The organism is Agrobacterium vitis (assembly GCF_014926405.1).
Taxonomy (GTDB): Bacteria; Pseudomonadota; Alphaproteobacteria; order Rhizobiales; family Rhizobiaceae; genus Allorhizobium; species Allorhizobium vitis_H.
Window position 1 is genome coordinate 89,569 of the sequence record NZ_JACXXJ020000004.1, and the last position, 13,036, is coordinate 102,604.

Below are 13,036 nucleotides of genomic sequence, written 5' to 3' on the forward strand. Positions count from 1 at the left end.
GCCAACCTCACGCACCCAATTGGACAGGGTCGATGCCGAAAGCATCCAGCATGGCTTTGAATTTGGCGGCAGTTTCAGCAACCTCGCCCTCCGGCGTCGAGCCTGAGACAATGCCCGCGCCAGCATAGAGGCAGGCCTCATCACCATCCAGCTCGGCGCAACGGATCGAAACATACCAGCGTCCATCGCCAGCGCTATCGCACCAGCCCACGGCTCCCGCATAGAAGTCCCGGTCATAAGGCTCCAGTTGAACAATCTGCTGTTGGGCAAGCTTGCGCGGCAATCCGCAAACCGCAGGTGTTGGATGCAGCAGCGCTGCAAAATGCGCAGAAGACAGAGAAGCATCCTTTACGCGGCCAACAATGCGCGTGCCGAGGTGCCACATGCTGGCGGTTGCCCGCAAGCCGGTGCCTTCGGGCATGGACAAGTCCTCGCAATAGGGCGCGAGCGTATCAAGGATCGATTCAACGACCATTGCATGTTCACGGAGGTCTTTGTCGGAGGCCAGAAGGGCATCTCCCGCCTTGCGGTCTTCCGTCAGATCCTTATGGCGCCGCGCCGAGCCAGCAAGCGGATGGGAGGCGATATATCCGCCACGCTTTTCAAAAAGAAGTTCCGGCGTCGCACCGATCAATCCGCGTGCGCTTTGGCCACGGGCGCTTTGGGTGCGGGGCGGCAGAGGTGTCGCAAAAACAGTCACGCTTTCATCGGACGAGAGCTTGCGCATCAGGTCGGCAGGCGCGAAATCACGGTTTGCCTTTACCCTTAGGCTGCGCGAGAGAACCACTTTGCGCAAAATGGCATCGGGAGCATTCAGTTGCGTGAGCGCCGCCGAAACCGTCTGCGCAAAGCCGGACGCACTGGGGTCAGGCGTAACCGACAGGATTTTTGTGCCCCCCAGTGGCAAGGCTGAGCCACCAAGACCGGGAATAGAGCCAATATCATGCTTGCCCTGCACCCGCAGCACGCGCTCGGGCTGAACAAGATATGCAGACCGCGACGGATCAAAAGGCAGGGCACCGACGAGGACATCCGGTCCTTCTGTCTGCTTGTCAAAAAAATTGGTAACGCGGTCAGCAAGACCATCAAGGGGGCCGTCACCAAGGACAGCAATCTGCCCCAGCGCCAGCATTGTCTCACCGGACGTCTTGAAGATAAATGGAATTGGACGGGCTAAAGTGGTTTCGGTCTGCGCCTCTTCATCGATCCAGATCATGGAATGTGCCATGCGTCTCTCCAGTCTTTTTCGGGGGTTGGAATGTCTTCTCGGGCCTTGGTGCCGAGTGTGTCAGTCGGTCCAATAGGTCCCATCAAGCGGGACAGCCATGAAGCCGTTCAGCGCCTGCCGTGTTGCCTCTATATCCATGTCGGCAAACAGTTTTGGGTGGGTCCATTTGGCGATCAATTCAAGCGCCAGCAGGTCCAGGGGCGAGTTGAAGATTTGCTGCGACAGGCCATGAACCGCACCCTTCGTGACGGCGGGGAGCCCGGCAAAGCCCGGACGGGCCAAAAGCCGTGCCATGGCGGCATGAGTGTCCTGCGCAGTATAGTGTGGGCCGATCAGCAACCCACCCCTGTTTGCCATATAGTCTCCACCACTGGCGATATAGATGTCGGGCTGGGATGCGATCACATATTCAAGACTGATCTGCCCAAATGGCTTACCGACGAGGATATCTCCGATATTGCGTGCGTTTACGAAGTCGATGAACTTGCCAACATTGCCGGAACCGGGCGAATTGCAGCACGCCTCCTGAGTGGAAGCATGCGTCTCCAAAAACACTGCGGGCTTATCGGAAGGCTCGCTTTTGGCGATCCGTTCGGCGATCCCGGCTTTCTGCTGGCTCCGAAACGCAATAACCTTGCCGGCCTGCGCTTCGCGACCGATTGCCTTGCCGAGCACCTCAAGGCTTCGGTCGGAATTGGCAAAGGGATCCGCAACGAAATCAACGAAGATCACTGCAATCCCGGCCTGCTTGAGCTGTTCAAGCTGCTGTTCAGCCGGGTGCGAATAAAGCGACAGAACGACAAGATCAGGCTTGGCAGCAATCACCTGCTCTGCGGAGATGTCCTGTGCGTTACTGGTTGATTTCGGCAGTGTGTCGATCTGCGGGAATCTCTGCCGGTAGGAGGCATAGAGTTCGCGTCCGAAGCGATCGATATCGTGAGGCCAGGCCGCGACAAGGCTGACCGGGTTATCGCTCAAAAAAGAAAGCGCCAAAATCAGGCGGCCGTCATCCACCAGCAATCGGCTTGCGGGCTTTGCCAGAGTGACCGTTCTGCCCTTCAGGTCGTTCAGGATAATATCGGCATGAGCGAGTGTCGGCACCATCAAGGCAAAGACAATGATAACCAGCCATGAAGTGCATTTACCGATCATAGAAGGTTTATTGATACTCGTTACAGTGTCACGCATCACAATTCTTCCAGCTTGCGGCCTGAACCGGCCATTGCAGGGGGCGAACATGCCGGGGTGCTATCAGGGGCGGCGGCGAACCAATGTCATGCCGTCGCCAAACGGCAGCATGGACATGTCCACGCGCTCATCGTCACGGATTTTCTGATTGAGGCTGCGCAAAGCGACTGTCTCAGGACTGTTGTCTTGCGGGTCCGCAACCGAGCGCCCCCAGAACATATTGTCGAAGCAGATCAGCCCGCCCGGGCGCGTGAGGCGCAGGCTGTGCTCATAATAGACGTCGTAGTTTTCTTTGTCGGCATCGATATAGGTGAAATCGAAGGTGCCGACACCCTGATCGGCAACAAGGCGTGACAGCGAGGCGACGGCATCGCCGAGCTTCAACTCAATCCGATCCGCGACACCGGCTTCCTGCCAATATCGACGCGCGATCCCCGTCCATTCCTCGCTGGAATCCAGGGCAAGGAGCTGGCCACCGGGCGGCAAGGCAAGCGCCATCGCGAGCGCACTGTAACCTGTGTAGGTTCCAATTTCGAGCACTCTCCTGGCGTCAATCGTTTTCATCAGGAAGGCAAGCAATTGGCCAGCAGGCGGAGAGGACACCATATTGCCCTCAGGCAAAGCCAATGTCTCCTCGCGCAGTTTCCGCTGCACTTCGGTCTGGCGCGTGCCGAATTCGACAGCATATTGCCGTATCTGGATGTCTGTTACGTGTTTCATGTCTGATTCCTTCGTGTTTGCCAGCCACATCACCACTTATAGGAGACCGTCGCCATGACCGTCCGCCCGGTTCCATAAAAGCACTGGTTGGCCGAGGCGCAGGCGGAGACGAATTCCTTGTTGAACAGGTTTGTTGCGTTGACAGCCAACTGAACGCCTTTGAACTTGAAATCGTAATTGCCGAGGTCGTAATGCGCTGAAGCGTCTACGAGCGTGTAGGACGGGACCTTCATGGCGCTTGTGTTTGCTGCATCACCATTTGTCGCGCCCATGAAGCGGACACCCGCGCCGAAGCCGAGGCCGGTCAATGCACCTGAGTTGATTGTGTAGTCACCCCAAAGGCTGGCCATATGATCGGGTGTGCCGACAGGTGTCTTTCCGATGGTACTTGCAACATTGCTCTTTGTCACTTCGGCATCGGTATAGGTGTAGGAAGCACTGATATTCAGGTTGTCCGTGATTGCGAATTTGGCACCAAGTTCGATACCACGCGAGCGCACTTCGCCGGTCTGCGTCTGGCAGGTGGTTGAGCTACAACCCGTCAGCGTCGTGTTCGTGCTGGTGTGCTGCAAATCCGTTGTCAGAACATTCTGCTGTGTGAGATCGTAGAGTGCGACGGTGAACAGAGCATCGAAACTCGTCGGCTGGTACTTTATACCAACCTCGTATTGTTGGCCTGTTGTCGGATCAAAAGTCTTCCCGCCGTATCCAGTACCCATTGTCGGATCGAACGAGGTGGCATAGCTCGCATATGGCGCGATACCATTGTCGAATTCGTAGAGCAGGCCAACTTTCCATGTGAAGGCAGCATCCTGCGTATCGTACTTCTGCGACGCTCCTGTCGACAGCGTTGTCGTTGAGCTATCGATTGAAGACCAGTCATAACGACCTGCCAGCACAAAAGCCCAGTTGTCCAGTTTCATCTGATCCTGGGCATAGATGCCGGTCTGATGGCGTATCTGATCCTGACGCCCGGTCAAGGTTACATTTGGCGTGCTTTCGTAGACTGGGTTGAGATAATTGATATACGTTGTCGTGCCGTTGCCATAGGTCGATGTGGCATCAAGCTGCTGATAATCGACCCCGAGCAGGAGTTTGTGGTTGAGCGACGCAGTGCTAAAGTCCGCCTGCGCCTGATTATCTACAGCGAGCGAATTGAATTGCTCGATATAGTGCGTCGCTTGCCGGCCGAGGCAGAGATATGCCACACCGCCGCACGCAGCAGCGGAAGCCCAGGCACTGCCCCCCGCCGGAACCGAGTATCCCTTGAAGTCGCTGCTGCTGTGCATGAACCGCAGATTTTGCCGCAGCGTCCACACCTCATCTACGTGATGTTCGAATTCGTAGCCGAATGTGGCCTGTTTCCGGGAGAAGGTATTGTAATTTGGATTACCGCTAAAGAAATCTGAGCGGATCTGGCCGTTGGGATTGGCTTGCAATGTCCCAAGAGCTGGCATCCAGTTGGTGAGCGTCGCGTTTGGATCGCGCGTATAGCTCGCTTTGATCGTCAAGGTCGTGTCTGCGTCCGGCGCCCAGGTCAAGGAGGGTGCTACCGCAACTCGCTTGCTATCCGTATAGTCGACACCAAGATCATAGAGACGGCCAACGCCAGTCAGACGGTACAGAAGAGCACCTTCCTCGTCGACAGGGCCGGTGAAATCGTAGCCCACCTCGGCGCGTCCATTGTTGCCGAAGCGGGTGAAGACTTCATGCGATGCCTCTGCCTCCGGCTTCTTAGTGACCAGATTGACCAAACCGCCAGGATTGCCCGAACCGTAGAGCACAGAGGCCGGTCCGCGCATGATTTCGATACGATCGATAAGATACGAATCCACCGAGGGAACATCGTAGTTTATACCGGTGGGGAGTTTAAGACCGTCCAGATAATGGATGTAGTTTGCATTCGGGCCGAAACCACCAAATCCGCGAATGAATACGCTGTCGAAGCGATCTCCGGGCCGCGATCCGGTCGTAACGCCAGGCTCATAGCGCAAGGCAGATGAAACGCTGGTCGCACCTTGCTTCGTGAGTTGGTCGCCCGTCACCACGGAAACCGATTGCGGGGTTTCGGCAATTGGCGTGTCCGTTTTGCTGCCGCTGCGGGCACGCTTGACGATCGGACCCTTATCCTGAGTGCCATTCGCCGTGACAGTGATCGCTTCCAGGATCGTCGTGGCCTTATCGTCGGCGACCGCATGCGCTGTGATCGCAAGGAGGCTTACCGTCCCTGTAAATGCTCCTGCAAGAACCTGTCTGTAACGCATTTGCTCCCCCTTGATCGCAGCGCAAAATTACTCGTCTTCCTCATCAATGGACGTGATTGAAAGCGAAGATATAAAAGATGATGTATTTAATCATGTTTATTCCTATAAGCATTTGAGAGCGGAAGGCCATTGCGAAATTGTTTGAGAAAACGCCATTTTCGTTTGGAAAATTGTCGCCGCCTCGCTGCAAATGAGGGAAGATCTTCAGATGAGTTCTATGATCAAAGCGCATGAGTTCTTCGATCAAATGCATAAGGAAAATCATACCTTCCGCCTGCTGACGTCGAACATTGCCCCAAACGACACGCTGTTGCGTGGCACCATAAGCAAGGCGACCGTTCGGAATGGTTTGATGGTCCATTATTCGGACGTCACCAATCTTTGCGATCTTCACACGGAAGCCGAATGTGCACCTCACCTGGGAATCAAATTATTCTTTCAAGGGGGCGTCAGCGCCAGCATCGGTGACGAGAACATCCCTATGCCGCATCGGCTCGATAATCAGGATCGTTGGGTTCCGTCAGCAACCTTGTTTCACCAAAAGGAACGGGAAGTGTTCCGGCGGAGCGCTGCGAGGGGTGACCGTGTCCGAAAGCTGACGATCAAGATCTTTCCGGAATGGCTCGAATCGGGCGATGTCTTTACGGATGCCAGCGCATGTGGATTAAAACTTTTCACGTCTCAGCGGCTTGCGGCACGCTCGTGGAAGCCAAGCGCATCGCTTGTGGCATTGGCCACTCAAGCCATCACGCCTCCGCGTCTCGAGCCGTATTTGGCGCGGCTTTATATGGAAAGCCGCACACTGGAGATCATCGCGGACGCGTTCTCCCAATTGGGAGAAGTGTCTTCTGCGTCGGCCCCTCGCCTGCGGCTGAGCGCGATGGAAAATCGGCGACTACACCGCGCGGAGGAATTGCTGAAGAACAGCAACAATCCGCCTTCCCTGGAGAGATTGGCGTCGGAAGTCGGCGTAAGCGTGAACACGCTCCAGCGACTGTTCCATGTGACCCATGGCACGACAGTGTTTCACTACATCAGACGATTCAGGATGGAAAAGGCAAGAAACGCTCTGGAAAAAGAGGGATTTACCATTGCGCAAGCGGCCTATGTCGCAGGCTATACCAGTCCAGCGAACTTCGCGACCGCTTTTAAGAAAAACTACGGATTCTCTCCAAAAGAAGCTCGATTGCGCCGTTGACGGTGCCACCGGCACTGTAAACTTACCGCCGTGAACGCAACATCTAGGCGTGAGGAATTAGTTCATACGGTGTGAAGGCTCGCGAGTTGGTGCCATGGCACCGTAGAGTCAACCTGTCCGCGATAGACCTGTGCGATCTTTCAGTGTGACCCAAGTCCCTCGTGAACGCCTTTATCGACATCGTAAACTTAAAGGCCACGAGGGCAAACCATAGCGCCGGCCGAGTTCGTCGGTCATGCTCGGGCAATTTTCGCCCACAGGTCCATCGCTGCTGAACGCAGTTCGCGATGATGGCTGGAGGGGATGTCGTGGCGCGGGATGTGGAACAGGTTGGCAATCGGGTCATGGATAGAAAGGCGTTGGTGCGCGGATCAGCTAATGTGCGGTATTCGGTCTTTGATCTTCTGGCTTATTTGGTTTCTCCCGCCGATGCTGGGCAACGAACGGATTTCGGGCGTGCGCAGGCTAGCATTCGGTTAAGAATGGCGACGCCGATCGCAGCTTCTGTCTGTTGAGCGAGGAATGACCGAGCGCGCAAACGCTGTCCAATGACGCCTTTATATCGACCCATCGCGGTTTCAACCAATGCTCGTTTGCCATAGCCGGTAGATGCCTGCCATTTCAACCGGCCATCTATCTGGGCGGACGCGATGTGGTCGTCTCTCTGGCAGGACGCTTGGGCGCAGGGTTGTTCTACCGCGTTCGATCGCGGTGGAATGACGACCTTTGCGCCTGCGCTGTGACGCAGAACTGCGTCGTAAGTTGGATAGCCATCATAGGCTCCATCGGCCGTGAACTGGCCGATCTCATCATCGATCTGATCCAGCAACGGCTTCAGCTGCGAAGTGTCGCCGGCTTCCTGATCCGTCAGGCTATGGGCAATGATCTCGCCACTGTCCGCGTCAACAGCCAGGTGCAGTTTGCGCCAACCACGCCGGGACTTTGTCCCATGCTTTTCTTCCAGCCATTGGCCGGTGCCATAGACATTGAGCCCGGTGCTGTCGACCAGAACATGAATGGGTCCGTCTGGCACATGCTGCCGGTCGGTGCTTCTGGCCGATGGCTTCCAGGTTCTGGCCCTGCGGCTGAGCGTGGTGTGATCGGACACAGGCAGATCCAGCGCCATCATATCAAGCACCGAACTCAAAAGCCCTTCGCTCTGGCGTAACCGCAGCCCAAACACCATGCCCAGCATCAGCGTCGTTTCGATCGCCAGATCCGAATAGAGAGGCTGGCCACCGCGCGTTTTGCGACGTGGAGCCGCCCAGCCTGCCAGCGCCTCTGGCGTTATCCAAAGAGTTAAACGGCCACGGCGGCGAAGACCCGCCTCATACTCTTGCCAGTTTATCACTTTGAACTTCATTTTACCGATGTGAGGGCGGCGGGAAGCGTTATGTTTGTGCGGCATCCGGGATCAATCTTGCTATTTTCGATCGCAGCCACATAGTTGCAAAACGTTGAAAATTTGATCCCCGCACCAACGCCCATTTGCGTGGGTTCGCGCAGTAAGATTAGCGTCTGTGGCATATCGGCGTCGGGACCGTCGGTCGTCTTGCCGTCGATCAATCGACGTCCAAAACCGCCGGGGACTGCCGAACTATCTCTGTACCAATTTATACCATTGCGGGAATCGGGCTCAATATTCACACCTCGTAAAGGACCCCATCCGTAAATTCTCATTTCGAAATGTAACTATCGGCTGTGATTCGCGTATGGACAGTTTTCGGCTCAGTTAAGAGTATGGAGACGTACTGTTGGGGTTGGCGCGGGCTTTTGTGCCAGAGCTCTTTTTAAAAGCCTTTGGCCAATCTCCGTCTAGCATCGAGTTGAAGCCCGATGGCACGATCGTGAATAGAATTTCTGTCAAACACTCGGTTACCCGACCTTCTCAAACATGTCCACCCAACAATTCTGTTTAGGCGAGCCATCATGTCATCACTCAATAATTTCCGTATTCTCACAAAAATCGCCCTGACGTTCATTCTCTTGATCGCGATCAGCCTGGGTGTCAGCATACTGAGCTTCCAGTCCCTTTCGAAGATCGAAGAAACGGCACGGATGACCGACCACACCTACAAGGTTATCCGCGCGTTGAACGGCATCACCACCTCCATGGTCAACCAGGAAACAGGACTGCGCGGCTATCTCCTGTCTGCTGACGATAAGTTTCTCGCACCTCAAAAGGCGGGCCTGATCGACTATAAGCTAAATCTTGACGAGGTCCGGCAGTTGACCTCGGACAACCCGGCGCAACAAAAACGCCTTGATGCCCTTGAGGCACTTGTGACGACGTGGCGCCAAAAAATTGCCGATCCCGAACTGGCGCTGATGGCCAATGTCGGGACGCGCGATCAGGCGCGCGCGATCGCAGTCGGAGGAGCGGGGAAAGCATCGATGGACGGGCTAAGAGGTGTCGCCCAGGAGATGATCGACGTCGAATCCGAACTTCTAAAAACACGGAGCGCTGAAGGTGAAGCGGCTGCCGCGTCGGCACGCTTCAGCAATTGGGTGGGCGGTGGCGCCATGCTTTTCTTGTCCGCATTGGCTTTGCTTGCTTTGAACTACGGTATCGTTCGTCCTTTGCGCGGCCTTAATGCCGCCATGCGAACGCTCTCGGACGGCCGAACCGACATCGTGATCCCTGGCCATGACCGCAAGGACGAGCTCGGTGAGATGAGCGACGCCGTCGAGGTCTTCCGTCAGGCGGCGATCGCCAACAAGCAACTGGAATCCGAAGCGCACGCCAATCGCCTTCAGGCCGATGCCGATCGGGTGAGGCTGACGGAAGAGGCGGAAGCCACCGCGCAATCCCGGCTCAACAAGGCGACATCGGGTCTCGCGACAGGCCTTAAGCGCCTGGCAGCCGGTGATCTGTCGTTCATGATCACCGAACCATTTTCCGCCGATTTCGAGCCGCTCCGTCACGATCTTAACGGTGCGATCGAGCAGTTGGGCCAGACGCTACAGGCTGTCGCAGAGGCGACGAGCATGATCGACAGTGGCTCGCAGGAAATAAGCCGCGGCGCTGACGACTTGTCCAAACGGACCGAACAGCAAGCGGCTTCGCTGGAGGAAACCGCTGCAGCGCTCGATCAGATCACGGCCAACGTTTCCAACTCTTCCAAGCGTGCGGACGAGGCACGGACCGTTGCGATTCAAGCCAACGCCAACGCCAACGAGTCCGGCAAGGTGGTGGCGAAAGCCGTTGAGGCTATGGGCAAGATAGAAACCTCGTCCAAAGAGGTCTCCAATATCATCGGCGTCATCGACGAGATCGCGTTTCAGACAAATCTTCTTGCGCTCAATGCTGGCGTCGAGGCGGCACGGGCAGGGGAAGCCGGCAAAGGCTTCGCCGTCGTTGCCCAAGAAGTGCGTGAACTCGCCCAGCGCTCTGCCAAGGCTGCCAAGGAAATAAAGGAGTTGATCCGAAATTCCTCGGTCGAGGTCCAGAACGGCGTCAAGCTGGTCAGCGAGACCGGCGAAGCGCTGAAGATCATCGAGGGCTATATCGTGGCGTTCAACCAGCACATGGACGCGATTGCGACGTCAGCCCGCGAACAATCGGTCGGTCTTGGCGAGGTCAATACCGCCGTCAACCAGATGGATCAGGTGACCCAGCAGAACGCCGCCATGGTGGAGGAAACGAGTGCGGCCGGCGCGACACTCGCCGGAGAGAGTAGCAAGCTTCGTCAATTGATCGGCCAGTTCGTGCTGGGTGGGCAGCAGACCCAGTCGCAAGTCAACGCCCTTCGGCAGACTGCCAGCGCAATGTCGATCGCGACACCCGCGCATCGTCCGGTCTCTGCCCCTGCCCGCAGGCTTTCAGGGCAGCCTGCGAGGGCTTTCTCAGGCAACGCCGCCGTCAAGGAAAGCTGGGAGGAGTTCTGATGATCTCCCATCATCTTTTGACTTCGATACAGGCGTTATGCTTGAGATCGGCGCCTTCAAGCCGCGCGATCAGAACTTCCGCGTGCGCACGGCATCAACGCCGGATTGAGCTCAAAAATCACCTCGATCCGGCAGGTTGACGATGCACATGATGCCGCAGGACTTCGCTGGCGGCATGTCACAAGCGTACGGTTTACTGCCTCTGGCTGTTCGAGCGTTAAACTGTGATCACACTCTGGAATGATGACGAGCCTTGAGTTCGGGATGGCCGCTACAATTTCCTCCGACAGAAGCGGAGGTGTTATTGGATCACGGTCAGTCGCCAACAAGTACGTTGGTTGGAACGGTTATATCAGCGAGATGCGGACGGCTGTCAGCACGTCCAATGATTGCCTTTGTTTGTCGTTCAAACCCGTCAAGGCCAACTGTCAAGCCCATGCGAACATTGACTTCAAGCAAATGCTGGTCATTTCGACAGGCTGGGTGCGGCAGCATGGTCATGACTTGGCTTAAAAGCCCTTTGAAATCGCTACCTTTCGCTTGAGCCAATAGACCTCGTCGCTGCTCAGATTGTTCTGGAGTGTCCGGCCGAGCCGACGTATCGAGCAACGCCAGCTTGCTGACCCGCTCCGGTGCCTGACGCATGATTTCCAAGGCGACATATCCGCCCATCGACAGACCGACGAGTGCAAAACGCGGCGGCGCTTCTCTCAAAATGTTTGTAGCGATTTCCGACATGGTTGTCCCTGATAATGTCGATGCCACCGTGACGGGGCCGAACGGCCATAGCGCGCCATCTGGGGAGCATAAAGCTCAGCGGAGCACAGCAAACCAGGAATCATAACGATTGGAGTCATTAGAAATTGGTCTCGTTGAGGGTAAGCGCTAATTTCCCTGCGCGTTGACGCTGCCCATTTGACGAGGGGCGCTGTCAGACGGCTGCATCGGATCAAGCGGCGGCGGTTTTGGCGAAGTTGAAGGGCAGTAAATCGGCGATGTCGGCATCTGGCGCGCGCTGCGGCAATTCCGTGAGGATGCAGCGCAGAAAGGCCAAAGGCTCGACTCCGCAGGCGCGGCAGGTCAGCATCAGGCTGTAGACGACAGCACTGGCCCTGGCTCCGTTCACGGTGTCGCTGAACAGCCATGATTTTCTTCCAGTGGCAAAAATCCTGATATCACGTTCGAGGAGGTTGTTGTCGATCGGCATCCTTCCGTCTTCTGTATAGCGCGCCAGGTACTCCCATTGGTTCAGGGTGTAGGACACCGCATCGCCAAGCTTGGTATCGGGTAAGACCTTCGGCGCGATGTCGTTGAGCCATGCCTTGAGAGCATTCAGGATGGGAACGCTGTGCTTCTGGCGGAACCGGTGAATGCGATCAACTTGTGTTTCGCCCTTGTCCGGCTTTTCGTTCCGCGCCAGGCTTTCAATCCGGTAGAGCTGCTCGAAGAACCTGAGCGCCTGCTCCGGTGGACCGCCGCCTTTCTTCCTTGCCTTCAGCGCATCAACGAAGCGACGCCTGGAATGGGCCATGCATCCAACATGGGTCGCGCCGTTCAATGTGCGCCAGGCGGTATAGCCATCGCTCATCAATATGCCGCGGTAGTCGCCGAGGAAGGCCTGCGGATAAATCTGGCCGCGGCCGGGTTGATAATCGAGCAGCACGATCGGTTCGTCACTGTCCTGTCCACTGCGATAGGCCCACATGAAGGATGTGCTGGTGGCCTCCCTGTCCTTTTCCTTCAGGACCTGGACCGTCGTCTCGTCACCATGGATGAGCGGCTGTGACCTGAGGCGCAGCTTCAACGCATCATAGATGCGGGAGAGATGCCTCTCGCTCGATCCGATCACCCAATGGCCCAGAGCGCCGCGGCTGGCGGGAACGCCGGCGCGCTCGAAAGCCTGGGCCAAGCGGTAGAGCGGCGTGCCGTCGACATATTTGTGGACGAGCGCGAAGGCCAGCGTCGAAGCCGTGGCGATGCTGCCCGGCAGGGGCTGCGCGGGCATTGGCGCGAGGACAACAGGCGTGTTGATACCGGTCCGGTCGCAATGACGGCATGCATATTTGAACCGAACATTCTGCAGGACCTTGGCCTTCACCTCGATGTGAAGCTGCTCGGTGACGGCCTCGCCCATGCGATGCATCTGGTGGCGGCAACAAGGGCAGGCCTTCTGGTCGTCGGCAAGATCATACTCGACGCGCTCGCGCGGCAGGTGTTCCGGCAGGGCCTTGCGGCCGCGCTTCTTGCCCTGCGGTTTCTCGGTCGACGGAAAGCCGGTGTCCGGCAGGTCGATCACCTCGCCGTCTTCGTCGTCGTCATCGGCAACCTGCTCGGCTTCATCGAAGAGCCGATCGAAGTGCTTTTCGCTTTTCGGCGCAAAACGATGAAGCCGCGCCAGCACCAGTTCTTCCTCGAGCTTGACCACGCGGTCTGCGAGCTGACGGTTTTCCGCCTGCAGCGCCGCAATGCGCGCCATCAACTCCTCAACACTGGGTTCGCCGGGTCGGATCATCAGATTCTTGAATCTGAGCCGCACCGACACGTCAACTG

At 56.8% G+C, this 13,036-nt stretch carries 11 protein-coding genes and 1 pseudogene; 2 read left to right on the plus strand and 10 right to left on the minus strand.

Annotated features, from left to right (window positions below):
- Positions 1 to 7: 7 nt before the first annotated feature.
- From IEI95_RS08955 to IEI95_RS08970, 4 genes are all read right to left on the minus strand, one after another.
- The gene (locus IEI95_RS08955; RefSeq protein WP_156538392.1) at positions 8 to 1,228 is read right to left on the minus strand and encodes an isochorismate synthase; all 1,221 of its coding nucleotides are present in this window, start codon (positions 1,226 to 1,228) and stop codon (positions 8 to 10) included.
- Between the two features lie 60 nt (positions 1,229 to 1,288).
- A complete protein-coding gene (locus tag IEI95_RS08960) occupies positions 1,289 to 2,416 on the minus strand; it encodes an ABC transporter substrate-binding protein (protein WP_194416316.1) in 1,128 nt (375 codons plus the stop codon).
- A 63-nt stretch (positions 2,417 to 2,479) separates the two neighbouring features.
- Positions 2,480 to 3,136, minus strand: coding sequence for an O-methyltransferase (locus IEI95_RS08965; protein WP_156538394.1), 657 nt, complete (start codon positions 3,134 to 3,136; stop codon positions 2,480 to 2,482).
- A gap of 29 nt (positions 3,137 to 3,165) precedes the next feature.
- Positions 3,166 to 5,400 carry a TonB-dependent siderophore receptor gene (locus IEI95_RS08970; protein ID WP_156538395.1) on the minus strand — a complete coding sequence of 745 codons (2,235 nt, stop codon included), beginning with the start codon at positions 5,398 to 5,400 and terminating at the stop codon, positions 3,166 to 3,168.
- 208 nt (positions 5,401 to 5,608) lie between these two features.
- Here IEI95_RS08970 and IEI95_RS08975 point away from each other — a divergent pair, with 208 nt between their 5' ends.
- The gene (locus IEI95_RS08975) at positions 5,609 to 6,598 is read left to right on the plus strand and encodes a helix-turn-helix transcriptional regulator (RefSeq protein WP_156538396.1); all 990 of its coding nucleotides are present in this window, start codon (positions 5,609 to 5,611) and stop codon (positions 6,596 to 6,598) included.
- A gap of 233 nt (positions 6,599 to 6,831) precedes the next feature.
- Here IEI95_RS08975 and IEI95_RS29390 read toward each other — a convergent pair.
- The 3 genes and pseudogenes from IEI95_RS29390 to IEI95_RS08985 all read right to left on the minus strand — a co-directional run.
- Positions 6,832 to 6,954: pseudogene (locus IEI95_RS29390) on the minus strand (IS6 family transposase); the annotation flags it as partial.
- A 53-nt stretch (positions 6,955 to 7,007) separates the two neighbouring features.
- On the minus strand, positions 7,008 to 8,006 hold the full coding sequence (locus tag IEI95_RS08980; RefSeq protein WP_156538397.1) for an IS5 family transposase: 999 nt from the start codon (positions 8,004 to 8,006) through the stop codon (positions 7,008 to 7,010).
- Positions 7,958 to 8,164 carry a hypothetical protein gene (locus IEI95_RS08985; RefSeq protein WP_194416434.1) on the minus strand — a complete coding sequence of 69 codons (207 nt, stop codon included), beginning with the start codon at positions 8,162 to 8,164 and terminating at the stop codon, positions 7,958 to 7,960. The genes IEI95_RS08980 and IEI95_RS08985 overlap by 49 nt, the downstream gene beginning before the upstream one ends.
- A 363-nt stretch (positions 8,165 to 8,527) precedes the next feature.
- On the opposite strand from IEI95_RS08985, the gene IEI95_RS08990 reads away from it, so the two are divergent.
- Positions 8,528 to 10,486, plus strand: a complete 1,959-nt coding sequence (locus tag IEI95_RS08990; RefSeq protein ID WP_194416317.1) for a methyl-accepting chemotaxis protein — start codon at positions 8,528 to 8,530, stop codon at positions 10,484 to 10,486.
- Positions 10,487 to 10,542: 56 nt separating this feature from the next.
- Here the strand turns inward: IEI95_RS08990 and IEI95_RS29395 are convergent, their stop codons facing one another.
- The 3 genes from IEI95_RS29395 to tnpC form a co-directional block, all read right to left on the minus strand.
- On the minus strand, positions 10,543 to 10,815 hold the full coding sequence (locus IEI95_RS29395; RefSeq protein WP_337926569.1) for an alpha/beta fold hydrolase: 273 nt from the start codon (positions 10,813 to 10,815) through the stop codon (positions 10,543 to 10,545).
- Positions 10,802 to 11,224 carry an alpha/beta fold hydrolase gene (locus IEI95_RS29400; protein WP_234934191.1) on the minus strand — a complete coding sequence of 141 codons (423 nt, stop codon included), beginning with the start codon at positions 11,222 to 11,224 and terminating at the stop codon, positions 10,802 to 10,804. The genes IEI95_RS29395 and IEI95_RS29400 overlap by 14 nt, the downstream gene beginning before the upstream one ends.
- 211 nt (positions 11,225 to 11,435) lie before the next feature.
- The gene (tnpC, locus tag IEI95_RS09000; protein WP_194416318.1) at positions 11,436 to 12,998 is read right to left on the minus strand and encodes an IS66 family transposase; all 1,563 of its coding nucleotides are present in this window, start codon (positions 12,996 to 12,998) and stop codon (positions 11,436 to 11,438) included.
- Positions 12,999 to 13,036 lie beyond the last annotated feature (38 nt).